Source organism: Cystobacter fuscus DSM 2262, assembly GCF_000335475.2.
Lineage (GTDB): Bacteria > Myxococcota > Myxococcia > Myxococcales > Myxococcaceae > Cystobacter > Cystobacter fuscus.
Genome location: NZ_ANAH02000005.1, coordinates 110,733 through 135,676 on the forward strand (window position 1 = coordinate 110,733; position 24,944 = coordinate 135,676).

Sequence of the window (24,944 nt, forward strand, 5' to 3'; positions counted from 1 at the left end):
GGACCACACCCGGAAGCCGACTCGCTGCTGTTGGACGTGCCCCAGTTGGATCAGGAACTCGAGTCCCTGGCCCAGCGCATCGTCCCTCGCAGGACCTCGGTGTTCGTGCCCACGGTGTGAGCGGACAATCTTCCTGGTGGCTCGCGAACACGGCCCGAGCCAGGAGGCTCAGCCCGTCTGGAGGCGGAGTTTCTCGAGGAGGGCCCGTGCCTCGCACAAGTCCGGGGTGTTCAAGCCCTCGGTGAACCCGCTGTAGATGTCCCGCAGCAATTCGCCTGCCTCGACCTGCTGACCGTCTTCGTCGAGCATCCTGCACAGGCCCAACACCGCGCGCAGCTCGAGTGACCAGGCACGCTGATGCCGCGCGAGCCGGATGGCCTGCTGGAAGCTCCCTCGCGCCGCGTCCCGCGATGTCTGGTCCATCCTTCTCAGGACCTCGCCCCGCAGGCGGTGAAGCTCGGGTTCGCACAGATGCTCACCTCGAGTGGTGGCGTTCCGCATCCCCTCGGCCAGCGCCGCGAGCGCTTCCTCGTACTGGCCCGCCAGCATCAACACCTCGCCCAGCATGACGAACATCCCCGTAAGGGCGAGTCCCCCACCAATGTCTCGGAAGAGCTGGATGCCCTGCCGCAACTCGGTGATGCCGGTCCTCGAGTCCCCCCGTCTGGAGTGAGCCCAGGCGCGGTACGTGAATGAGACCGCCTCCCAGAGCCGGAAGCCCTGTTCATTCGAGAGGACGAACAACTCCTGCGCTGTGCGCCAGGTGCTTTCGACGTCTTGCTGGTAGTGGCGCAGCATGAGGCTGGGCCCCATGGCGCTGGCGATGCTGGGCACGTGCCCCAGGGTCCGAGCCAGGGTGAACATCTCCTCCAGCACCCGCTCTCCCTGGTCCCGGTAGCCAAGCATCCACAGGCTCGCCGCCAGGGTGTACTGGCAGTTCATCGTCGGGGAGAGCTGGAATCGTCCGGTGATGAGGCGCTCCTGCTCGAGATCGAAGAGCAACAGGCCCTGTTCACCATGCCAGCGGGCATCGAGGAACTCGCCACGGAACAGATGCGTCTGGCCCATGGCGTAGTGCGCGAGGAGCCTTGGCAATCCCTGCTTCGAGCCCCATGCGAGATCCATGACATGCCGTGCCGTTTCCAACGCGGGCTCCAGCTGGCCCCCGATGAAATGGAACGTCCACAGGCACCACAACGCGGGCAGCAAGCGCTCCTGATCGCCCAGGACATAGCAGAGGTCACGAGCGCGGCAGGACGCCGCTTCCACCACGGGCGAGGCCCAACCATCGATCGCCATCAGCGCCGCCGCGAGCTCCAGTTGGATGGGCAGCTCCAGTTTGAGCCGCTCTGTCTCGTCCGGAATCTGCACCAGCAGCGCGAGCGCACACCGGAGGTGGGCCATGGCCTCTCGGTTGGCCCCACGCACCATGGCACGCTGGCCCGCATTCTCCCATTCGCGGATGGCGTCCCGCGGCAGCTCCGCGCCCTCATAGTGGCTCGCCATGAGTTCCGGCTGGGTATCGGCCACCTCCGGGAACTCGTGCTGAAGCGTCTGGGCGATCTGCTGGTGGTACTGCTTCCGGGTCTTGCGCAACAGCGACTCGTAGGCGGCGTCCCGGATGAGCGCGTGCTTGAAGATGAAGACAGCCTCGGGCAACGCCCCCTGCTGGTACACCAGCTCGCTCTCCAGCAGCTTGGACAGATGCCCCTGGAGCACCTCGTCTTCCTTGCCAGCCACCGCCTTGAGCACCTCGTAGGGGAACTCGCGCCCCAGGGTGGCCGCGAGCTGGGCCACCGGCTTGCTCGGACCCAAGCGGTCGATCCTCGCCATCAGCGAGTCGTGCACGGAGACGGGGATGAGGCCATCGGGAACACGCCCGACCAGCTCATAACGGTTCTCCCGCTCACGCAGCACCCCCGCCTCCAGGATGGCCTTGGTCAGCTCCTCCACGAACAACGGGGTGCCCCCGCTGCGCGCCAGCACCTGACGCTCCAGCTCGGCGGGCAGGGACTTGTTGCCGGTGACGTGGGCCACCATCACGGCCACCTCACCTGGCTTCAGCGGGAGCATCTCCAACGCATGCAGGTACGGCACCGCGGCCCAGTCCACATGGAACCCGGGGCGGGTGGTGAACAGGCACAGCAGGCGTTCCGAGTGCGTCCGGTCGACCAGGAGTTGCGTCAGCTCCAGCGTCGAGGGATCCGCCCAGTGCAGGTCCTCCAGCACGAAGACCAACGGGCGCTGCTCGGCGACTCCGCAGAGCAGCGCGCCCAGGAGTTCCAGGGTGCGATGGCGCTTCTTCTGGGCCGGAATCTCCAGCACCGGATTCGCCGCGAGAGGAATGGAGAGGAGCGAGGCCATCAACCCCAGGGCTTCCGGGGAGCCGAGTCCATACCCGGCGAGGAACTCCCGCAGCCGGGTCAGCTTCTCCGCGGGCGAGGGCAGTCTGCGCAGCTCGAGCTGCCGCTCGAACAGCTCCATCACCGGGTACAGGGCGCTGTTCTGGTAGTAGGGCAGGCAGCGGCACTCGAGCAGGAAGTGCTCACCCTCCGGAAGCCTGCTGCCCAGCATCTTGAGCAGGCGCGACTTGCCGATACCCGGCTCGCCTCGGATGCAGACCACCTGACCGCTTCCAGCGGCGGCGCGAGACCAGTGCCCGACGAGCACCTCCAGTTCGTGCTCGCGGCCGACGAAGGGGGTGAACCCATCCGCGGTGGCCGCGTCCATGCGGCTCCTCGCGCCCGTCTCGTGCAACACCCGGTAGAGCCGGGTCGCGCGAGACAGGCCCTTGAGACCGTGCTCGCCCAGATCCTCCAGGGCGAAGAAGCCACGCACCAGCCGGCTGGTGGCGGCGCTGATGACCAGGGTGTCCGGCTCGGCCTTGGCCTGTACACGCGCCGCCAGATTGGGGGTATCCCCGAGCGCCAACTGTTCGCGGAACTTCCCTCCGCCCACCTCTCCCACCACCACCAGGCCGGTGTGGATGCCAATGCGCACCTGAAGCCGTTGGCCCCGGGCGTCCAGCGCGGCCACCTCCTGGAGGATCTCCAGGCCGGCGCGGACAGCGCGCAGCCCATCGTCCTCGTGGGCCACCGGATAGCCAAAGTAGACGAGCAGTCCATCCCCCAGGTACTGGGCGATGTGGCCGTCGTGGCGGGCAATCACCCGGGCGGCGCACTCCTGGTAGGCGCGCACCACCTCGCGCAGATCCTCGGGATCCAGCCGTTCGGAGAGCGCCGTGGAGCCCACCAGATCACAGAACAGTACGGTGAGTTGCCGGCGCTCCGCCTCGGGAGCGGAAGCCACGAAGGGGGACGACTTCGCGCCGAGCGGAGCGCCACACTGGCCACAGAACCTGGCGTCCAGCTGATTGGGGGCGCCACAGTCCCCACACAGAGCGGCCAGCGGGGTGCCGCACCCCATGCAGAACTTCGCGCCCTCGGGACTCTCCTGATTGCATTGCAAACAGCACATGCGCGCACGTCCCCCAAGCGGCTCGACCCGGACCCCTCTGGCCTGGCGAGGGCCGCCTACACGCGGAAGCCGAACAGCGCCGCCGCGTTGGCCGTCGTCACCTCGGCCACCTGCTCGACGGAGACCCCCTTGAGCTCGGCCACCTTCTTCGCCGTCTCGACCACGTACGAGGGCTCGTTCTTCTAACCCCGGTAGGGCACTGGCGCCAGGTACGGGCTGTCCGTCTCCACCATCAGCCGATCCAACGGCGCGAAGCGCACGGCGTCCTGGAGTGCCTCGGTCTTCTTGTAGGTGACGACGCCCGACAGCGACAGCAGGAAGCCCAGCTCCAGGTAGCGCCGCGCCGCGTCCGTGTCCCCGGTGAAGCAGTGGATGACACCGTGCCGCACGCCCTCCTCCTTGAGGATGGCCTCGCAGTCCTCGTGCGCGTCGCGCACATGCACCACGAGCGGCTTGCCCAGCTCACGCGCCAGGGCGCACTGCCGGCGGAACACCTGGGCCTGCACCTCCCGGGGCGAGTGGTCGTAGTAGTAGTCCAGCCCCGCTTCCCCCACCGCCTTGAGCTCCGGCCGGGCGCAGGTGCGCGCCAGATGCTCGAAGTCCGCCTCGGTGGCCTTCGCCGCGTCGTGCGGGTGGATGCCGAGCGTGGGCGTGAAGAAGTCCGGGTGGGCGGCGGCGATCTCCAGCGCCGCGCCCCAGTCTCCCGGCTCCTGGAACTGGCCGACGATGATGGCATGCACCAGGCCCGCGGCCCGGGCGCGCTCCAGCGCGACGTACACCCGCTCGGCGTCGGAACGATCGAAGTGACAGTGCGAGTCCACGAGCTTCATGGCATCTCCTGGATGAGCTCGGTGAGCTCGGTACGGGCCTCGGCGGAGAACGCGGGCAGTGCCGCGCGAACCCGTGCCCGGCCCTCGGGAACGGCGAGCAACCACAATCCCTCGGCGGCATCGAGCCGGAAGTCCTCGGGTACTCCAGGTTCATCGAGCAGCGAGAGCAGCCACGGCAGGGCGCATGCGTCCCCCAGCCGGCCGAGGCCCCGCGCCGCCGCGCCCCGGCACTTGTCGCGGGGATCCACGACGATGGCGTGCAGCCGCTCCAGGGCGCCCGGGATCTTCACCTCGCCGCACAACTCCACGGCGAGGGCCCGGTCCTGGGCCCAGTTCCACCGCCGCCGCTCGCTGCGCTTGAGCAGCCACGCCGCGCCCTCGGCGTCGCCCAGCCGCGCGAGCACCCCCGCCGCCTGGGTGCGATCGAACGCGGGCAACAGCAGGCGATGGAACACGTCGCGCACCGCGGGCAGGGCGCGCGCGTCGCCCAGCTCGGCGAGTGCCCCGAGCGCACGAAAGCGCAGCAGGTCCTTGTCCAGGGCCTGGAGCAGCACCTCGAGCCCCGCGGGGTGCTGGAGCGAGGCCATGCCGCGCGCGGCCTCGAAGCGGACCTCGAAGGAGGAATCCTCCAGGAAGCGGGCCAGGGAGCCGCGGCAGTCCGCCCGGACGAGGTCGGCCATCCGCCCGGCGGCCTCCAGGCGCACGAGGCTCTCCTCGTCGGAGGCCTGGGCGGCGAGGAAGCCCGGCAGCTCGTCGGCGGGGAGCACCGCGGTGGCCATGCCCACGCCGGTGCGGCGCACCGCCACCTGCTTGTCCGCGAGCAGGCCGGGAAGGACGGAGGCCAGCTCGGGCGCGCGCGAGGGCTCCTCCGCCGCGAGGTGGAAGAGCAGCTCCGCCGCCTCGGCACGCAGGCGCGGATCCCTGTCGTGCTCGAGGGAGAAGAGGGCCCGGTCCCGTTCGGCCCGCCAGTCCATCACGCTCACTTCACCTCGGAGCCCGGCGGCATGTCGCCCGGGTCCAGCAACGACAGGTCCTTGCCCCCGGAGCCCGCGGTGAGAATCATCCCGCGCGACTCGATGCCCCGCAGCATGCGCGGCTTGAGGTTGGCCACCACCACCACCTTGCGGCCCTGGACCTGCTCGGGTTGGAAGGCCTCGGCGATGCCGGAACAAATGGTGCGCGGCTGCCCTTCCCCGAGGTCCACCGTCAGCTTGAGCAGCTTGTCCGCCTTGGGCACGCGCTCGGCGGCCAGGATGTGGCCCACCTTGAGCACCACCTTGGCGAAGTCGGTGATGTCAATCTCCCCGGGCGCGACCTCGGCGGGCTTCGCCTCGGGAGCCTTGACCTCGGCCGGCTTGGGCTCGGCGGCCTTCTTCTCGGCCTTGCCGCCCTTCTTCGTCTCCGGGGCGGGCTCGGCCGGGGCCGGCGCGCCACCGAGGATGGCGTTGACGCGCTCCTCCTCCAGCCGCGGCATGAGCGGCTCGGGGGTGCCCACGGGGCGGGCGCGGTCGAGCAGCGGGTAGCGCGCGGTGGCGAGCACCTCGAAGGTGAGCGGCGGCGCGTTGAGCTGGGCGAAGAGCTTCTCGGCCACGCGCGGAATCACCGGCGTGAGCAGCGCGCCCAGCAGGTAGGCCACCTCGGCGGCGTCGCTCAGGTCGGCGCGAGCGGCCTCGGGGTCCGTCTTCACCTTGACCCAGGGGGCCGCGGTCTGGAGGAAGCCGTTGGCGGACTGGGAGATCTCGGTGATGACGCGGATGGCGTTGCGGTACTCGAGCTTCTCGTAGGCCTCGCGCACCTCGGGGACGCGGGCGAGCGCGGCCTCGACCAGGGCGCGGCCGGGGCCCTCCTTCGTCGCGGGAGCCAGCCGCTTGTCCAGCGCGGCGCCCGCGAGCATGGACAGGCTGCGGTTGGCGAGGTTGCCGATGTTGTTGACCAGCTCTCCGTTCACCCGGAGGCGGAAGTCCTTGAGGCTCAGGTCGAGGTCCTCGACGCCCGGGCCGAGGTTGGCCGCGTAGAAGTAGCGCAGGTAGCTCGGATCCAGGTGCTCCAGGTAGGAGCGCGCGGGGATGAGCGTGCCGCGGCTCTTGGACATCTTCTCGCCGTTCACCGTGAGGTGGCCGTGGGCCTTGATGGCATCGGGCCGCTTGAGCCCGGCCACCTTGAGCACCGCGGGCCAGAAGAGCGCGTGGAAGTAGACGATGTCCTTGCCGATGAAGTGGATGATGCGCGTGTCACTGTCCTCGGACCAGAAGTCCAGGGCGCTCTGGGCCTTGCCCGTGCTCTTGGCCCACTTCTCCGTGGTGGCGATGTACCCGATGGGCGCGTCCAGCCACACGTAGAAGTACTTGTCCGTCTCGCCCGGGATGTTGAAGCCGAAGTAGGGCCCGTCGCGGCTGATGTCCCAGTCGGCCAGGCCCTTCTCGAAGAAGCCCTGGAGCTGGGTGGCGAGACCGGGGTTGATGAAGCCCTCGCGGCGCAGCGTCTGCTGGAGGAAGTCCGCGTGGCGCGACAGCTTGAAGAACAGGTGCGAGGAGTTGCGGCGCACGGGCGGCGTGCCACACAGCGCGCACTTCGGATCGATGAGGTCCGTGGGCGCGTAGGCCTTGCCGCACTTCTCGCAGGCGTCACCGTACTGCTCCGTGGCCTTGCAGTTGGGGCAGGTGCCCTTGATGAAGCGGTCGGGCAGGAAGCGCTTGTCGGTCTCGCAGTAGGCCTGCTCGATGTCGCGCTTCTCGATGTCGCCGTGATCCTTGAGCCTGCCGTAGATGAGCTCGGCGTAGTGCTTGTTCTCCGGCGAGTTCGTCGAGTGGAAGTAGTCGACGCTCACGCCGAAGTCGCGGAAGTCCGCCTGGTGCGCGTCATACCACCGGCCGATGAACTCCTCGGGCTTGAGCCCCTGCTTGGCGGCGTTGATCTCGATGGGGGTGCCGTGGGTGTCGTCCGCGCAGAAGTAGACGACGTCCTTGCCGCAGGAGCGCAGGAAGCGGACATAGATGTCGGTCTGGACGTACTCGACGAGGTGGCCGATGTGGATGGGGCCATTGGCGTACGGCAGCGCGCTGGTGACGAGGATTCTCTGCGCCATGAGTTCTCCTGAAGGGCGGCGGACATTAGCCGCTCGCAGGGTCCGGGTCATCGGGAAGAAGCAGGCGGGCGCCCGGAGTGCATGGGAGCCCGCGAGCTGTTATCGGTTCCACGATGTGTACCCTCCTCGCCTTCCGCCATGTCCACCCCGAGTGGCCGCTCCTGCTGGCCGCCAACCGGGACGAGCGCTATGACCGCCCCGCCGAGGGGCCCCAGGTGCTCGTCCCCTCCCCCCGCGTCATCGGAGGCCGGGACCTGGAGCGGCTGGGGACGTGGATGGGAGTGACGGAACACGGCTTTTTCGTGGGTCTGACGAACCAGCGGGGCTCGGCCAACCTCATGAGCTCGCCCTACACCCGGGGAGAGGTCGTCCTGAACGCCCTGCGGGCCGGGAGCCAGGAGGGCGTCGAGGACTACCTGGCGAGCCTGGATGCCCGGCGGTTCCGCCCCTTCAACCTCCTCTATGGGGACGCGCGGCGGCTCCGGGTGGCCTATGCCCGTCCCGACGCGGAGCAGGTCCGCCTGGAAGACGTGCCCCCGGGCGTCCACGTGCTGTCCAACGACGTGCTCGACTCCCCAGCGCTCCCCAAGGTGCCGCACGCCCGGGCCCTGGCCGAGCGCCTCTCCCACCAGCCCTGGCCGGAGCTGGCGAAGTCTCTCCAGACGCTGCTGGCGGACCACGTGCTCCCGGAGCACGGGCCGGACCCGCTGCCGGAGGAGGACGGCCATCCGGAGCTGAAGGAGTTCTTCCGCCAATGCCAGGCGCTGTGCATCCACACGCCGGGCTATGGCACCCGCTCCTCGGCCATCCTCGCGCTGACACCCGGCCGGGTGGCCCACTACCTCGCGTCCGACGTGGCCCCGTGCCAGGGCGCCTTCCGCGACGTCACCGCCCTGGTCTCCTCCCCTTCGGAGCGCTGACGCCCGAGGAACGAAAATCGTCGGTCAGGAAGAATCGTGCCCCGCGTCCTTGGGGAAGCTGCCCGGCCGGAGAGGCCCCACACGCTCTGGTATCGCCGAAAGGCGAGTGGTTCGACTCCACCCTGGGCCCGGATGGGCCCGCCCAAAAGCGGCTTCTCCACTCGGGCAGCGACTTTTCTATCCGTCCGCCATCATGAACCCGACCGAGGCGCTCTGCGCGGCGGCGGGGAATCCCCGCTCGGCCGCCGAGGTGAGGTAGTCCTTGATGTTGGGGAACACGTAGTCGCGCTCCGCGGTGGTCGACAGGCCCATCCACTGCGCGATGGAGTGGGCGTACTGGTCCACGGACAACGTGGGAATCCAGCGGCCCTTGTCGTCGACGGTGTCGAGGTTGTTCGCCGCGTTGTTCGACAGGTCCAGGTTGGGGAAGGTGCCGTAGAGCCGGCGTCCGGCGACGCGATCCCCGAGGACGATGGCGTGGCTGCCCCAGCCATGGTCCGTTCCCCGGTTGGAGTTCTCCACGAGGGTGCGGCTGAAGTCGCTCATCGTGAAGAGCGTGGCCTGCGGCGGATTGGCGCCGAACGCCCCCTGGACCAGCATGAGCGCCCGGTAGAAGGCGTCGAGCGAGAAGTCGAGCTGCCGGAACAGCGAGGCCTGGGCCGTGTCCTGCCCGATGTGGGTGTCGAAGCCGCCGATCGCCACCGTGAAGAGCTGGCGCTTGAGGCCCAGACCGCCATTGGCCACCGGGGTCGACCCCGCCACGAGATCCCGGAGGACCTGGTAGAGCTGGGTGTGCAACGTCCAACCCCCACTGTCGCCGGGGGCGACGAACAGGGCGTCGATCGCCTGGCGCGTCGCTTGGGGGAGCCGGTTCCAGGCGGCCTCCCGCGCGGCGGTGCGCGAGCTGGCGAAGGACTGCGCCAGGGCGAACGCCCCACCGTAAGACGCTTCCAGGGTGACGCCGTTGTTGATGGCCAGCACCTGGGCGAGCGACTCCTTCTGGAGGGCGTTGAAGGTGGCGTCGGTCGTCTCCCTGACACCGAGGACGCCGTTGGCGGGCACCATCAGCGGACGCCGGGTGGCGCCCTCGGCGAAGAGCACCCGGCCACCGATGAACGAAGTCACCTCCGGATACTCCCCGGTATTCAGACCGTGGATCTTGTCCGCGGTCCGGCCGCCCCATCCGGTCGACTTGCCGATGAGCTCCAGGGGGAGGATGACGTTGGAGGGGTTGGCGATACCGCTCGCCCAGGCCTCCTGCTGGTCCTCGTGGGAGAACAGGTTGTCCGGCCGCACCACCGTGCCCGCGGCGTAGTCCGACTTGCGCATCGGCAGCACGAGCGGTCCCACGTTGCACACCATGGCGGCCCGCCCCTGCTCGAAGAGCGCCTGGATCTTCGGGAGCGAGGGATGCATCCCATAGGCTCCAGCGGCGAGGTCCAGCGGATTGATGGTCAACAGGTCCTTCTGCTTGAGACCGATGTTGGGCCGTGCCGCCAGGTACTGGGCGTAGGGAGTCTCCAGCTTGGGCACGAGGAGGTTGTTGGAGTCATTGCCGCCCAGGAGGCTGACACAGATGGCGGCGCGGTAGCCGGAGTAGCCGGTGGCCGAGGCGGCGTTCGCCTCACCCAACCAGCGGGGAAGAGTGGCGGCGGCGGTGAGCAGGCCCGTGGCCCGGAGGAATTGGCGGCGCGAGGTGTTCATGGAATTATCTCTGGATCTGGAACTCGGGAGAGAGCGACGTGAGATAGATGGCCAATTGCTGCTTGCGGGTGCTGCTGCCAGCGCGGGGATCGTTCATGGCCTTCAGGAGCGCGGCGCTCAGCTCCGAGGACATCTCGCCATGAATCCAATACCGGCCGAGCCAGGCCACCAGATCGTTGGGATTCACGGGCAGCGTGGTGAAATCAATCACGATCCCCGCGCTCGACAAGTTGCTGTAGACGAGGTCGTACACGAAGTTGGCGCGAGCGGCGGCCGTCGCGGTATCCAGGACTCCGAACTCGGGACCGACGAGCCCGTTGCCGCCAGGCAGCGGCGTCTTAGGCGAGTAGTAGCTGAAGACCGAGGGCGGTCTGGGCACGTCCTGCCCGAGCGTGCGGCTATAGGTATTGAGCCTGCCTCCCGGGTTCTTGGACCCCGTGGCATCGAGCGTGCCATTCAACCCCCGGACCAGTGAGGTGATGAACAGCGCGGGCGAACGGAGCCGGCCGTAGGTGGCCTTGAACTCCGCCGGAGCCTGGTCACCGCGGGCCTCGGGGTCCTCGAGGATCGCGCGGACCACCGCGCCCAGGTCGCCGCGCACGCCACCGCCATTGTCCTTGAAAACAGCCACCACCCGGCTGACGTACGCGGGGCTGGGATTGCTGGTGACGAGGTGCTGGATGAGCTGCTTGCTGATGAACGGAGGCAGGTTCGGGTCGGCGAAGATGTTGTCGAGCGCCTGCTGGAGGTGCACCGTGGCGCTGGCTCCCGCGGTCGTCACCGCGCCCCGAAGGAGGGTCTGCGCGGAGGAGTCGTGATTCACATCGCAGGCCATCAGCGGCTGGGCGTAGCTGATGGTGTTGTTATGGCCCTTGGTCGGGCAGCCCGCGGCGCTGGCGTAGGTCCACCCGGAGAAGGTTCGCGCGAACGCCTGGACCTGGGTCTCGGTGTACGCGGGGATGGGCACGCCATTGGCGTCGAGCACGGGAGTGCCGTCCTCGTTCAACTTGTCCAGACCGAGCGTGAAGAGTTGGAGCAACTCCCGGGCGTAGTTCTCGTTCAGCGGCATGGGCCGGCCAGCCCAGTCGAACGCCAGGTTGTTCGCCATGTTGAGATAGGTGCCCATGGCGGGGTTGCGGGAGACGGCGTCGAGCAAGGTGCGGTAGTTACCAAAGGCGTTCGCGGAGAGCAGGTTGAGGTAATCCGCCAGCGCCAGCTTGGGCTCCAGCTCGGGAGTGGTCGTGTTGTCGCGAATGACACTTTCCGAGACGACGAGAATCTGGCTGAGCGCGAAGGTCACGCGCTGCCGGAGCTGATCCTCGCCCATGACGGCGTTGTAAAAGAATTGAGAGCCGAGGTCCACGGTCGCGGTCGTCCCGTCGAACACGGAGCGGGGAGCGGCGAGCTGCTCGGTGATGGCCTGGGAGACGCCAACACTCATCACCCGCTCCACGCTGTCGATGGGCAGCGGGCTCACCCCTTGGGCGCGCCGCGGGCCGAAGGTTGCCTGCTCGAGGAAACGGATGGCGTCGGGCTCGGTCGCGGTCGTGGCCGCGAACGAACGGGCGGCTCGCTCCCCCTGCTGGGCCTGAGCGGCGTTTTCTCTGGAGAGCCCCTGCGCCTGTGCATGACCAAACACACACAGTGCAAGAGCCAGGGCAGTGTGACGTATCATACGATGTTCTCCTGGTACGCTGAGGCCCCGAGACCAGGGAATGAGAAATCCCGGCTCAGGCATTCACGAGAGCGAGCAAAGAAAGACAGAGATATCCGTGTTTGTCTTTAAAGACGGCTCAATCCAGGAAGTCAGGATTGCCCATGCCTGACGCGGTGTTTCCATATGGTCAGGGCAGGCAAGCAGGCTCCGCCAGACCAGGGATGGGGCGCTTCTAGAAAAGCTGATTTGTAAGTCTGTAAAGAGAGGAGCTTTTTGGACACATGAACGAACGCAGCAGGAAATATGGACGGAGTGTCACGGCCGCAATTGGCCTGGAGACCGTCCCTGCTGCCGTTGGTGTGTTGTGGCGCACAAGACATCGTTAGACAGGAGTCCGCGCTTCACGCCGCTCGGAGCGTCGTTGAAGGGCTCACGGTCCACCGGAATGTTTTCAGCCCCCGGGTGGCGTGGCTGTTGCACCAACCCCATCCACCCGAAGTCCGGGAGAAGAGTCACTCCGAGAGGATGCGGACTGCCTCGATGCCCTTGTCCGTCGCCACGGCGAAGCGGCGGCCGGCGGGGTCCAGCGCGTACGGCGGCGAGGGCGGGAGGTGGTGGATGATGCTGCCCTGACGGCCCGTATGGAGTTCAGGCCATTGCTCCAGGATGCGTCCGGTCTACACCGCGAGGCCCACCGAGCCCTTCGACTGTCCATCCGGTAAGGAAATTTCTTCACCTTCCAGGCCCGAGCACTCGAGAACCAACGTGCCCCGCTCGCCGAAAGCCGCCGAGTGGATCTCCACGAACGAGTCACCCAGCTCCATGTCCTTGGACTCGTCCAACGACCGGGGCTGCTCGAGCGCGCGGGCCACGTCGAAGACATGCGCCGTGTCCACGGGATGCCAGAGCCACCCCGCGCTGAGCAGGAAACGTCCATCGCGGCTGAACTGGAGCCGGGAGTGGAAGATGTCAGGTGATTCGCCGTCCCGACGGGTGAGCCGCTCGCCGGTCTCGGCGTCCTCGAGTTCCAGACGGCAATACGCGTCGGGGCCGTGGGCCAGGAGTCGGTGGGGATGAAGATGCGTTCGGTTCTCCTGGGCGCCGGGACGCCTGGTTCCCGAGGAGCCTGACGTCCGCCCTCCCCCACTCGACCCCAAGCCAGGAGGCCCGGCCCCCTTCTCTTCGACGGGCGCCGATTTAAGTCGGTTGACTTCATCAGTCGAGTGACTTAAAAATTCTCCCATGAGTTCGAGGACGGGCCTTTCTCCTTCCGGAGGTCATGATGAGTACCGACGGCAGCAACCAGGTCCGGGTGCGCGGGTGAGTTCGGGCAAGTCCGATCGGGGCAGCGAGACCCGCGAGTTGCTCCTCGTCACCGCGGAGCGACTGTTCGCCGAGCACGGCGTGGAGGTGGTCTCCAACCGCCAGGTGAGCGAGGCGGCGGGCCAATCGAACAACTTCGCGGTCGGCTACCACTTTGGCTCCAAGGAGGAGCTCGTGGTGGCGATCGTGCGCCGGCACTCCGAGTCGATCGAGCGGCGACGTATCGACATGCTCGCACAGGTCACCGGCTCGCCCGACCTGCGCGACTGGGTGTCCTGCCTCGTGCGGCCAACCACCGAGCATCTCGCCTCGCTGGGCAGCCCCTCCTGGTACGCGCGGTTCATCACCCAGGTGACGACCCACCCCTCCTATCGAAAGCTCCTGGTCGATGAGGCGTATGCCTCGCGGTCCCTGCAACAGGGCCTCGAAGGCATGTTCCGCCTGATTCCTCGCCTGCCCGAGGACGTGAAGCAGGAGCGCAACGACATGGGCCGGTTGATGGTCGTGCACCTGTGCGCCGAGCGGGAACGCGCGCTGCAAGAGGGCACCGTGCTCCCCCACTCGACGTGGGAGTCCACCGCGGCCGGACTGGTCGACGCGCTCGTTGGCTTGTGGCTGGCCCCCGTCACCGCCCGGCGGTGACCTCACGGGACGGAAACGGCCCCCAGGAAAGCCAGACACCTCCGTCCAGACGTCTGAAGCATCGAAGTGAATAGTGATTGAGGAATGCTCGGGAGCGTGCCCGTGGAACGGGGACGCTGAACGAGCGCCTATCGAGTCGAAAGGATATGTGCGAATGAATACGACGAAGAAGGGTGAGGCTTCCTTTTCCCCCGAGGCATTGAAGGAGAAGTACCGGATCGAGCGCGAGAAGCGGCTGCGTGCTGACGGCAACACCCAGTATGTCGACCTCAGCGGCGTCTACAAGGACTTCGACAAGGACCCCTACGTCGAGCCCGGCTTCACCCGTCCGGCGGTGACCGAGAAGATCGACGTCTTGATTGTCGGGGGCGGCTTTGGCGGCATGCTGGCGGGGGTGCGGCTGCGCCAGGCGGGGGTCGAGTCCATCCGCATCATCGAGAAGGGAGGCGACTTCGGCGGCACCTGGTACTGGAACCGCTATCCGGGCGCCGCCTGCGACGTGGAGTCCTATATCTACCTGCCGCTGCTCGAGGAAACCGGTTACATTCCGAAGGAGAAGTACGCCAAGGCGCCGGAGATCTTCGCTCACAGCCAGCGCATCGGCCGCCAGTTCGACCTCTACAAGGCGGCGCTGTTCCAGACCCTGATCCAGACGATGGACTGGAATGAGGACACCCGGCGCTGGAACATCACGACCGACCGGGGCGACAAGCTCGCGGCGCGGTTCGTCATCACCGCCGGTGGCATCCTCCACAAGGCGAAGCTGCCCGGCATCCCGGGCATCGAGACCTTCAAGGGACACAGCTTCCACACCAGCCGGTGGGACTATGCCTATACCGGCGGCGGCCCCTATGGCGGCCTGAGCAAGCTGGCCGACAAGCGCGTGGGCATCATCGGCACGGGCGCGACCTCGGTCCAGGCGATCCCCCACCTCGGGGCCGCGGCCAAACAGTTGTACGTCTTCCAGCGCACGCCCTCGGGCATCGGCTTGCGCAACAACCAGCCGACGGATCCCGAATGGGTGAAGACGCTCAAGCCCGGCTGGCAGCAGGAGCGCATCCGCAACTTCACCGCGATCGTCTCCGGTCAACAGCAGGATGTCGACCTGGTGCGGGACGGTTGGACCTACATCTTCCAGGACAACGAGGCCTGCCACGCGAAGACCCCCGAGGAGGCCGCCGAAATCCGCCAGCTGGCGGACTTCCGCAAGATGGAGGAGATCCGCGCGCGGGTGGACGCCATCGTCAAGGATCCGGTGACGGCCGAGGCGCTCAAGCCCTACTACTACCAGCTGTGCAAGCGCCCCTGCTTCCACGACGAGTACCTGGACACGTTCAACCGCCCCAACGTCAAACTCGTGGATACCGAGGGCAAGGGCGTGGAGCGGATCACCCCCACCGGCGTGGTGGTGAACGGCAAGGAATACGAGGTCGACTGCCTCATCTACGCCTCGGGCTTCGAAGTCACGGGCGATTATACCCGTCGGCTGGGCTTCGACATCCACGGACGCGGCGGCAAGTCCCTGCACGACAGCTGGGCCGAGGGCACGGCAACGCTGCACGGCATGCAGAGCCGCGGCTATCCCAACTTCCTGATGCTCAGCGGCCCCCAGAGCGGTTGGGCGATCAACTTCGTTCACGTCCTCGACGAGCAGTCGCAACACGCCGCCTACATCATCGAGCGGTGCCTGAAGCGTGGCATCGAGACGATCGAACCCACGGAGCAGGCCCAGCAGCAGTGGTGGGAAGTGATCCTCGGCAGCCTCAGGCAGCAGGGCGTCTCCTTCGGTGGCCCCGAATGCACGCCCGGCTACTACAACAACGAGGGAGTCCAGGCCGGCCCGAACGCGATACGCAACGCCGGTTTCGGAGGCGGCACGCTCGCGTTCATCGACATCCTGCGCGACTGGCGCAAGGGCGATGATCTTCCGGGCCTGGAAGTCAAGCGGTCACAGACAGCTCCCAATCCCTGATGCGCGACGCGGCTCATCTCCAACCAGATGAGCCGATTGTCGCGGAAGTAGGACCCCCTACCCCGGACCCCCATCATGCAAGCCAATCCCGCGATTGACCCCAAGACCCTGATCCTCCCCGAAAACGCCTCCCTGTTCACCCGCCTGCGCATCGCGACCAGGATCCTGATGGTGATCAAGGGCAACGAGGGCAACCCCGTCTATGGCCAGACGATCAACGCCTGCCTGGACTACAACGTCTACGCCTCGCTCATCCAGCGGATCCAGCGCAGCGAGGATGGGCGCCACCTGCTGTCCAAGCGCCCTTCGCTGGAGGCCAGGGATCTGGATCTGGCCGCGCTCGAGCGCCTGCCGGAGGGAACGCTCGGCCATGGGTTCGCGCGCTACTTCCGCGACAACAAGATCTCGCCCTTCGAGACGACGCTCGAGCTCAAGAACGACCTCGACTACATCGCCAAGCGCTACCGCGAGACGCATGACCTGTTGCACCTGGTGACGGGCTACGGCACGGATGTGATCGGCGAGATCGAGCTGCAGGCCTACGCCCTGGGCAACCTGGGGATCCGGACCGCGATGCTCATCGTGCTGTACGGCACGTTCCAACAAATCAAGGACCGGCAGTCCGGCGTCGTTCACTCCGAATACATGAAACGGATCTGGGCCGCGTACCGCCGTGGCCGGGCGTCCCCGCTGTTCCTCGACTTCTGGTTCGAGCACCACTGGGAGTCTCCCGTGTCCAAGGTGAGCGCACGGCTGTGCGCCCCCAATGAGCGGATGAACTGACCCATGGCAGAGCGCATCGTCATCGTGGGAGCAGGTCAGGCCGGCGGCGAGCTGGCCGCCGGCTTGCGAAAGCAGGGCTACAAGGGGCATATCCTCCTGCTGGGAGACGAGGCGCATCCGCCCTACCAGCGGCCTCCGCTCTCGAAGGGCTTCCTGCTGGGAAAGGTGGCGCTGAGCGACCTCTACCTCAAGCCGCTGGAGACCTATGCGCGCTTCGACATCGAGTTCAAGCCCGGCACCCGCGTCGAGGCCATCGATCGCTCCTCGCGGGAGGTCTCCCCGCGGGATGGGAGTCGGCTGGCCTACGACAAGCTCGTCCTGGCCACGGGAGGCCGGGCACGTCCCTTGAGTCTTCCCGGGCTGGAGGGTACCCGGCTGGAGAACCTGTTCTCCATCCGCTCGCTCTCCGACGTCGAGGCGATGCGCGGCGGCTTCATCCCTGGCAACCACCTGGTCATCATCGGTGGCGGCTACGTGGGTCTCGAGGTCGCGGCCGTGGCCGTGCAGTCCGGGCTGAGGGTGACGCTGCTGGAGGCGGCGCCTCGCCTGCTCTCCCGGGTGACGGGTCCGGAGGTGTCCTCGTTCATCGAGCGCATCCACCGTGAGCGGGGCGTGGAGTTCCGGCTCTCCTGCGAGGTGCGAGGCCTGGAACTCGACGAGGCGCGGCGCCAGGTGCGCGGGGTGAGCCTCGCGTGTCACGGCGTGCCGGAGCGGCTCGAGGCCGACCTGGTGCTGGTGGGAATCGGCCTCATCCCCAACACGGAGCTGGCCTCCGCGGCGGGCCTGGCCGTCCAGAATGGCATCGTCGTGGACGAGTACGCCTGTACTGCCGATCCGGACATCCTCGCCATCGGGGACTGCGCGAATCAGCCCAGCGCCTACACGGGCGGACGCATCCGCCTCGAATCCGTCCCCAATGCCATCGAGCATGCGCGCGTCGCGGCGGCCACCCTGATGGGCAAGCGGGAGCCCTCCGCCGCCATTCCCTGGTTCTGGTCGGACCAGTACGGCTTGAAGCTGCAGATGGTGGGGCTCTCCACCGGCTACGAGCAGTGCGTCACCCGAGGCTCTGTCGAGCACAAGGAGTTCTCGGCCTTCTATCTCAAGGACAGACGGGTCATCGCCGCGGATGTCATCGGCCGCCCCGCGGAGTTCATGGCCGCGAAGCGGCTGGTCTCGAGCCGGGCGGAGGTGGACGCCACCCGCCTGGGCGACGTGGCCGTCCCGCTCAACAGCATCGCCGCTTGAAGACAGTCCACACCCCGAAGGAATCCACGAGGAACCATGACGAAGATCAAATTCATCGAGGCGGATGGCAAGGAGCACGAGGTCGAGGCGCAGGAGGGACAGTCCGTCATGCAGGCGGCGCTGAACAACCTCGTGCCAGGAATCGTCGCCGAGTGTGGAGGCTTCGCCAGCTGCGCGACCTGCCACGGCTACGTCGATGAGGCCTGGCGAACGAAGATCCCCCCGCCCGATGCGGCCGAAGAGGCGATGATCGAGTGCGCCTTCCACGTGCAACCCAACAGCCGGCTGACCTGTCAGATCAAGGTGACGCCCGCGCTGGATGGGATGGTGGTCCGTCTTCCCGTCTCGCAGACCAACGAGTGAGGACCGGACAGGTCCCCACGCTTCTTCCTCCAACACCCAGAGGGTTCGAACATGAGCGCTTTTAGCGGACAGAAGTTGGACAAGATTCCCGCGCACGTCCCACCGGAGCTGGTCTACGAATACGACAACAGTGGGGATCCGCGGCTGCTCGAGGATCCGCACGCCCGGATGCGCTCCCTCATCCTCGAGGCCCCGCCCATCTTCTTCACCCCGTACAACGGTGGCAACTGGGTGGTCACCCGCAAGAAGGCGATCGTGGACATCACGATGAACCCGGCGGTCTACAGCAACGCCTTCATCATGGGGGGCGCGAAGGAAGACAAGGGGAATCACTCGGGGGAACACAAGGACTCGCAGCCGGGCCTGACGATGCTGCCCATCGCGGCGGATCCGCCGCGGCACACCGCGTACCGGGCGCCGCTCAACCAGCCGCTGTCGGCCAAATCCGTTGCCGGACTCGAGACGGCGATCCGGGACATGACGAACGAGCTCATCGACAAGGTGCTCGGCGCGGGACGCTGCGACTTCCTCTCGGACATCGCCGAGCCGCTGCCCGTCACGTTGTTCATGAAGCTGGCCGGCATGCCGACCGACCGTCTGGCGGAGTTCCGTCACCTGGCCTTGCAGGCGACGTCCGCCACGGTGGATCACGCGACACGCGAAGGGGTCTTCAAACAAATCGCGGGCATCCTGGCGGAGAGCATCAAGGCCCGGCAGGAGAAGCGCGAGGATGACCTGCTCAGCCATCTGCTCGACGCGAACATCAACGGTCGCAACCCCACGTTCCACGAGATGTTGGGCTACAGCCTCGCGCTGTTCATCGGGGGACTGGAGACCGTGGTGAATGCCTTGAGCTTTGGCGTCCGGCACCTGGCGCGTGACCAGGAGTTGCAGGCGAAGCTCCGCGCCGACCCCAGCCTCCTGCCCGGAGCCATCGAGGAGCTGCTGCGGCTCTATGGCATCGCGTCCACGGTCCGGCGGGTGATGCGCGACGAGGTCTGCCACGGCGTCCAGTTCAAGGAGGGTGACACGGTGTCGTTGCTCCTGCCCGCGGCCAACTACGACGACGCGGCGTTCCCCAACCCCGAGCAGTTCGTCCTCGGCCGGACGGAGCAGCACATGACGTTCAACACGGGTCCCCACCGGTGCGTGGGTCTGAATCTGGCCCGCCTGGAGATGAAGGTGTTCTACCAGGAGTGGTTGAAGCGCGTGCCGCCGTTCCAGCTGGACCCCGAGAAGAAGCCGCGGTTCGTGGGTGGCTTCAACCTGGCGATCGCGAGCCTGCCGCTGGTCTGGAAGTAGCCCGCCCCATGCACCCACCCGAAGAGCCACGAGCCATCCGATTCTGGCCGTTCATGTTCGCCCTGTTCGCCGGGTCGTTCATGTCCGTGCTGAGCTCCAGTACGATCACGATCGCCATTCCCGAGTTGCAGCGGTATTTCGGAGCCGACCTCTCCCTGCTGCAATGGACCCTGACGGGCTTCATGCTCGCCATGGGCACGAGCGCGCCGCTCACCGGCTACCTCGGCGGACGTTTCAGTTTCAAATGGGTGTACGTGGCCAACCTGGTGGGCTTCACCCTGGCGTCCGTGCTGTGCGGGTTGGCCTGGGATGCGGGCTCGCTCGTGGCCTTCCGGTTCCTGCAGGGCGCGTTCTGCGGCGCCATCATGCCCGTGACCATGACGCTCATCTACCAGGTCCTTCCCCGGGAACGGCAGGCGCTGGCCGCCAGTCTCTGGAGCCTGTCGGCGAGCCTCGCTCCCGCGTTCGGGCCGACCTTCGCGGGTTGGTTGATCACCCTGGGCAACTGGCGGTGGTTGTTCTTCATCAACGTTCCGCTCGGCCTCGTCGCCGTGAGCCTGGCCATGCGGACCGTTCCCTTCTATCGCTTGCAGGCCCCGAAGTCCTTCGATCTCCCCGGACTGCTCACCGTCATCACCGGCACCCTGTCGTTGCTGATCGCCCTGAGCCAGGGGCGGGGCTGGGGCTGGACGCATCCGAAGACCGTGTCCCTGTTCGTGCTCGGGACGGTGTCACTGATCGTCTTCGTCGTCAGGGAGTTGAGGACGAGCGCTCCGCTGCTCGATCTGCGCGTGCTCGCGAATGGCCGCTATCTGGTGACGCTGCTCATCTCGAGCATCATCACGATCAGCCTGTACTCGGGCGCGTTCCTCGTGCCGGTGTTCCTGCAGAAGATCCAGGGCGTGACGCCGCTTCAGACCGGATTGATCCTCCTTCCGGCCTCCCTGGCCATGGCGCTCCTGATGCCCTTCGTCGGGCGCATGTATGGTCCGCTCGGGCCGAGCGCGCTCATGACGACCGGCGTCCTGCTGATCGCGGGAGGCACGTATGCCTTGAGCCGTTTGACGCCGGAGGTTTCACAATCCTACATGTTGGTGTGGATGGTGGTGCGGAACGTGGGTATCTCTCTCTCCATGATGCCGGCCAGCAACGCGGGCATGGAACAGATTCCCCGCGAACTGAGCGGCCACGCCTCCTCCATCAGCAACTGGTTGCGAAACGTCTTCGGGGCGTTCTCGATCGCCATCTTCACGTCGCTCCTGTCCACCTTCACGGCCCGGGAGGCCGAGGTACTCGTGAGGCAGGGGGTGACGGAACGCCGTCACATCGAGTTGTTCTCGTTCGTGGAGGGCATCAACGACGTCTACCTGGTGGCCACGCTCGTCGCACTGGTGGCCGTGCCGCTCAGCCTGGGAATCCGCCGCAAGCGGCCGGAAGTGCTCGGGGCCTCCGTGGAAGCCTGAGCGGGGTTTGGCTGAACCGAGCCAACTCCGGGGAGTTGACTTCTGGAGTCATCTCCAGGAGAATGACCTCTCGAGTACACGTGGGGGGAGCGGCCATGGGCGACACGGAGGACTTCGAGGAGCAGGGAGGCTGGGACCGTCGGCGGTCAGCACTTCGGACGACGGATGTGCGCCCGCTGGACGAGGCCCGGGCAGGTTGAATACTGATCGATGCCTCCCTCTCATCGGACATGTTGCGAGAGGATGACGTCTCCAGTCATGTCTCGATGTTGACGAACTTCCCTGATGGCCGAGTGCGAATGGCGAGATCCCATGCTTTACGGTTCTGACTCGCTGTTTACACGTCGAGGTGGAGCATGGGCTCTCGCTTGCCGTTATGTCGTCGTGAGCGCGTCGTTCGAAGAGCAGCGGCTGTCGCCCTGATGGTTCTGCCGACAACCGGCTCCACCCAGCAGCGTATACCTGTCGATGATCGAATCCGTCTGCTGGAGACGATGCACAAATGCTGGGAGACGAAGAGGAGTGAAAACATCGAGGCCTCCGTCAACGTCAGCTCGGACATTCAAGCAGATGGTGTCTTCAAGAAGCTGATCAGTGGCCAGGCTTCCTTGGCGGGTGGCTCCGAGTTCAAAAAGCAAATGCAAGCGGAGTTCTCACCTCTTGCAAGTGATACCGTCGCCGCCGCGAAGATCGAAGCATGTTACCGCATGGCCTCGGGCGGCGATTCCCTCCACCTCTCGCCTGCTCCGGACTCCAAGCCCACTTCGCGCAAGCCCAAGAAGGTCTCCTTCTCCCCGCCGGGTTCATCCCCTCCACCCGACTGGACCTGCCACGAGCCGGCCGTCTTTCTGTCCGCACGCTGCGACAAGGGAGGGCTCGATGGCAGCACCGGGGCCAACAATGTTTCCGAGAACGAGGGAGTCGTTCACGGGTGGCAGAAGAAGGAGCAGGTCTACTCCACGTCGTGCAAGCACACCACGCCCAGCGAGGGCTCCATCAAGACGCGGAGCTCATGCGAAGCGAAGGATGGCGCGGTACGGCTCAAGTTGGTGAACCGGGTCGAGGGCAAAGGTGGCTACAGCGACCGGAAGGACTGCTCCAGGCGGGAGAATTGTTTGACCTATCTTGCCTTCCGCATTGATGAGGGCGGAGCCGCGGTGCGGATTCCCCAGGACGCTGCTGGGCGGTACGACCTTCAAGTCGACTCATTCGACTGCACGGACAAACCCAGTATGGGCCCCGAGAAAGTTCACCTCGAGGCAATGTTCCTGGGCCGTCAGATCCCGTTCGAGGTCGGCAAGCGCTTCCCCTTGACTGAACCGGGGCTCGTCGAGGTGCGCCTCCGCGGCAATCTCAAGTTCGAGGTTGATCATGCGAAGGAAGCCTTCGCCGGCGATACGGGTTGTACGGTGGACCTATCCCTGCAACCGCACTGAACATCATGAAGGACGACACGAGCGGCGACTTCGTACGGAAGATTCCGACAATGTCGTGAACTTCCATTGACGCTCTTGGCGCGTATGCTCAGGATATCGCGTGTAGTCGAATAACGGGGGGATTACATGAAAAGCGCGAGGAAAGGGATTTTACGTTGGCTATTGGCCGCGATCGTGGGCGGCGCCGCCCTGAATGGTGCGGTGGCTGATGCGGGGAGACGCGACTGCTGGCAATGTTTCGCATGCGGTTGTTCGCCTGACGGAGGGTCCATCATCTGTTGCTCCACGAGAAGTTGCTAACCGGTAGCGGGAAACGCCGAGGACTTCCGTGCGACTCACTCTCTTCGTCCTGGTTGTGTCCGTCGTCTGTCTGTCGATAGCGGCCACGACCCTCGCCAGACATCTGCTGGGGTACATACCGCGAACCCAGGAGCCAGTACCTCCGGTCGAGGTCCCTCCCACCCGGGACGCGGAGAACTCCCGGGTGACCTGGGCTGAGTCACGCCCCGGCCGACACATCCTCGATGCGGCATCTTCTCGGGAGCGCGGGGTGAGCGCCAGCATGGGGTCCGTTGCTCGTGAGACCACCACTCGCGAGACCCTGACCACCCGGTTTCAACCCCCTGGAGGAGAGATGGAGCTGGTGCCCTCCCCCTCCGAGCGATTACCGGCGGACGAACTTCCAGCCGCCGGGATGCGATGCTCCTTCGAGGGCGATGGCGCCATGACGTGCGGTGCCTGCCGGAGCGACAGTGATTGCCAGGCGGGAATGGGCTGTGTCGCCAACCGGGAGACACGCCGCTTCGAGTGCCTCGCCTCCGAATGCGAGGAAGACACGCATTGCTTTCCTGGCCTCGTCTGCCGCCCTGTCACCACGGGGGCCGCCGGTCCTGTCATCCGCCGATGCGTTCCCTCCGGAGGACGCCGCCAGGGAGAGCCCTGTGATGGTCTGTTCATCTCCCAGGCGGGGGCATGCCAGGAAGGATTGTCATGCCACCGTGGCCTCTGCGGCCGCCCTTGCCGGCTGGATGACGCGCTCAGTTGTCCCGAGGGTCAGGTCTGTGAGGACGGGCTCGACGGCCCGGTCTGCTTTCCGGATTGCCGCGCGAACGGCTGCCCCTCGGGCCAGCAATGCAAGCAACTCGATGATTCGGACTACCAATGCCTCTCCGAGGTGAAGGGGGACTGCCCGGAGAAGGCATGTGGCGCGGGTGAGCGCTGCAACATGCGTCTGTCTCAGGGGCGTGGCGTCTTCTGGTGCGCCGCGCTCTGCAATCCGCTCCGCGCGGACAGCTGCCCTGCCGGGCAGATCTGTGGCATGGGCAGCACGACCCTCAGCACCTGCTACAGCCGCTGTGATCCCAGGGCGCCTGATGCGTGCGGTGAAGGCCTGAGCTGCACGACCGTCACCGAGGACATGACACAGTGGGGTTGTAGCCCTGTCTCCTCACCATGACGAAACCGGGGAACCTTCTCCCCGGCGGGTCAGCCCTTCACCACGCCGTCGAAGCTCCCGTAGCCGCCAGGGATGAAGAAGTCCTCGCCGGGCTCGAGCCCGAAGGCGCGGATGACCGTCGCCGCGATGTCCTGTGAGCGCGGCGCGCGCGTCACCCGCGGCTTCGAGCGCGGCGTAGTCTTCATCGGTCGGTGGGGTGCCTCGCGGCGCGAGCGCCGCCCGCCGCAACACGCCAGGCGATGAGGGGCAGCACCCAGCGGAGAGAGCGCAACGGGCGCGTGGGCCCGCGCGAGGGCGGAGGTGGCTCCCGGCTGGAGCGGGGAATGGTCGGGATGCACGAATTCATCCGCGGGAGCGTAATGCATGTAACACTTGCAGGGAGCGCGTTCTCGCACGCCGCGTGTATCCCCACCGTCTTGCCGCGGGGTGTCATAAGACACCTTCACCCTCTGGGAAGTCACATGTCGACACTGACGATGCAACACGCACGGCGGCTCTGGGAGTACATGTCCTCGTTCAAGACGAGGGCGCCCTGTGATGTCGCGGTGGTCTGTTGCTCGTACGATCTTCGCGTGTGCGACTACGCCTGTGAACTCCTCGAGAGTGGGTTGGCCAGGCAATTGGTGCTCAGCGGCAACACCGGCAATTGGACGCGTCATCTGTGGAGCAAGCCGGAGGCCCAGGTCTTCCTGGCACGGGCCCGGGCGGCGGGGGTGGCCGAGTCCTCGGTCATCCTCGAGGAGCGCGCGACCCACTTCGGGGAGAACATCTCGTTCTCGAGGCAGTTGGTACCACACGCCAGGACGGTGACGTTCGTCACCAAGCCCAACTCCGTCCTGCGGGTGCTCCTGACGGCCGCCGTCCGCTGGCCGGACACCAAGGTCCAGGTGGACTGCCCCGCGATCGACTTTCCCGAGGAGGTGTCGAACATCGTGGGGGTCTTGGGAGTGATCGATGAGATGGTCGGAGACCTCCATCGGATCATCGAGTATCCGAAATTGGGTTTTCAGGGCGAGCATGTCCTCCCTCCAGACATTCTCGAGTCTTGGCGGTACCTGCTCGGGCAGGGGTTCAAGAACCACCTGATTCCCAATCGGCCGGTCGACGTGGACAAGGAGTGAAACCGCCTCTCCTCCGAACCTCCATGCTGACCGGTTTCAGCAGCAGCGGGGGCTCCTCTGGAATCGGCCAGAACTCACGTGTCTGCCGCAACGTGTCACCGGGCTGTCCCGCTCGAATTCCTTGAAACCTTTGACGGTTTGGCGAGCAGCGTCATCGGTGAA

Annotated in this window: 17 protein-coding genes and 1 pseudogene; 10 read left to right on the forward strand and 8 right to left on the reverse strand. The window is 66.4% G+C overall.

Translation table 11 applies throughout. From position 1 onward, the window contains the following. Positions 1-168: 168 nt before the first annotated feature. The 4 genes and pseudogenes from D187_RS08035 to metG form a co-directional block, all read right to left on the reverse strand. Positions 169-3,477, reverse strand: a complete 3,309-nt coding sequence (locus tag D187_RS08035; RefSeq protein WP_002627308.1) for an adenylate/guanylate cyclase domain-containing protein — start codon at positions 3,475-3,477, stop codon at positions 169-171. A gap of 56 nt (positions 3,478-3,533) precedes the next feature. Further along, positions 3,534-4,307: pseudogene (locus D187_RS08040) on the reverse strand (TatD family hydrolase). Then, positions 4,304-5,284 carry a HEAT repeat domain-containing protein gene (locus D187_RS08045; protein WP_002627311.1) on the reverse strand — a complete coding sequence of 327 codons (981 nt, stop codon included), beginning with the start codon at positions 5,282-5,284 and terminating at the stop codon, positions 4,304-4,306. The pseudogene D187_RS08040 and the gene D187_RS08045 overlap by 4 nt, the downstream one beginning before the upstream one ends. Before the next feature lie 2 nt (positions 5,285-5,286). Continuing rightward, complete coding sequence (metG, locus tag D187_RS08050) at positions 5,287-7,392, reverse strand: methionine--tRNA ligase (RefSeq protein ID WP_002627312.1); 2,106 nt, start codon at positions 7,390-7,392, stop codon at positions 5,287-5,289. Positions 7,393-7,505: 113 nt separating this feature from the next. Between metG and D187_RS08055 the strand changes: the two genes are divergently transcribed. After that, on the forward strand, positions 7,506-8,312 hold the full coding sequence (locus D187_RS08055; RefSeq protein ID WP_002627313.1) for an NRDE family protein: 807 nt from the start codon (positions 7,506-7,508) through the stop codon (positions 8,310-8,312). A gap of 177 nt (positions 8,313-8,489) precedes the next feature. On the opposite strand, the gene D187_RS08060 is transcribed toward D187_RS08055, so the two are convergent. From D187_RS08060 to D187_RS54865, 3 genes are all read right to left on the reverse strand, one after another. Then, complete coding sequence (locus tag D187_RS08060; RefSeq protein WP_002627315.1) at positions 8,490-10,016, reverse strand: DUF1501 domain-containing protein; 1,527 nt, start codon at positions 10,014-10,016, stop codon at positions 8,490-8,492. A gap of 4 nt (positions 10,017-10,020) precedes the next feature. Then, positions 10,021-11,691, reverse strand: a complete 1,671-nt coding sequence (locus D187_RS08065; protein WP_002627316.1) for a DUF1800 domain-containing protein — start codon at positions 11,689-11,691, stop codon at positions 10,021-10,023. Positions 11,692-12,350: 659 nt separating this feature from the next. Continuing rightward, entirely contained in the window at positions 12,351-12,569 is a 219-nt protein-coding gene (locus D187_RS54865; RefSeq protein ID WP_002627317.1) for a hypothetical protein, read from the reverse strand. Positions 12,570-12,993: 424 nt separating this feature from the next. Between D187_RS54865 and D187_RS08075 the strand changes: the two genes are divergently transcribed. From D187_RS08075 to D187_RS08110, 8 genes are all read left to right on the forward strand, one after another. Then, on the forward strand, positions 12,994-13,638 hold the full coding sequence (locus D187_RS08075) for a TetR/AcrR family transcriptional regulator (RefSeq protein ID WP_002627318.1): 645 nt from the start codon (positions 12,994-12,996) through the stop codon (positions 13,636-13,638). 154 nt (positions 13,639-13,792) lie between these two features. Then, positions 13,793-15,610: a flavin-containing monooxygenase gene (locus D187_RS08080; protein WP_002627319.1), complete on the forward strand. Its 1,818-nt coding sequence runs from the start codon at positions 13,793-13,795 to the stop codon at positions 15,608-15,610. A gap of 75 nt (positions 15,611-15,685) precedes the next feature. Continuing rightward, on the forward strand, positions 15,686-16,393 hold the full coding sequence (locus D187_RS08085) for a Coq4 family protein (RefSeq protein WP_002627320.1): 708 nt from the start codon (positions 15,686-15,688) through the stop codon (positions 16,391-16,393). Between the two features lie 3 nt (positions 16,394-16,396). Further along, entirely contained in the window at positions 16,397-17,641 is a 1,245-nt protein-coding gene (locus tag D187_RS08090; protein ID WP_002627321.1) for an NAD(P)/FAD-dependent oxidoreductase, read from the forward strand. Positions 17,642-17,677: 36 nt separating this feature from the next. Then, on the forward strand, positions 17,678-18,004 hold the full coding sequence (locus tag D187_RS08095; protein WP_002627322.1) for a 2Fe-2S iron-sulfur cluster-binding protein: 327 nt from the start codon (positions 17,678-17,680) through the stop codon (positions 18,002-18,004). Positions 18,005-18,055: 51 nt separating this feature from the next. After that, positions 18,056-19,306, forward strand: coding sequence for a cytochrome P450 (locus D187_RS08100; protein WP_063724960.1), 1,251 nt, complete (start codon positions 18,056-18,058; stop codon positions 19,304-19,306). Between the two features lie 8 nt (positions 19,307-19,314). Further along, positions 19,315-20,769, forward strand: a complete 1,455-nt coding sequence (locus tag D187_RS08105) for a DHA2 family efflux MFS transporter permease subunit (RefSeq protein ID WP_002627324.1) — start codon at positions 19,315-19,317, stop codon at positions 20,767-20,769. 356 nt (positions 20,770-21,125) lie between these two features. After that, the gene (locus tag D187_RS08110) at positions 21,126-22,205 is read left to right on the forward strand and encodes a hypothetical protein (RefSeq protein WP_155893244.1); all 1,080 of its coding nucleotides are present in this window, start codon (positions 21,126-21,128) and stop codon (positions 22,203-22,205) included. A 1,485-nt stretch (positions 22,206-23,690) separates the two neighbouring features. On the opposite strand, the gene D187_RS54870 is transcribed toward D187_RS08110, so the two are convergent. Continuing rightward, on the reverse strand, positions 23,691-23,846 hold the full coding sequence (locus D187_RS54870) for a hypothetical protein (protein WP_155893245.1): 156 nt from the start codon (positions 23,844-23,846) through the stop codon (positions 23,691-23,693). A gap of 276 nt (positions 23,847-24,122) precedes the next feature. Between D187_RS54870 and D187_RS08115 the strand changes: the two genes are divergently transcribed. Then, positions 24,123-24,782, forward strand: a complete 660-nt coding sequence (locus D187_RS08115) for a YdcF family protein (RefSeq protein ID WP_002627329.1) — start codon at positions 24,123-24,125, stop codon at positions 24,780-24,782. The last annotated feature ends 162 nt before the right edge of the window (positions 24,783-24,944 follow it).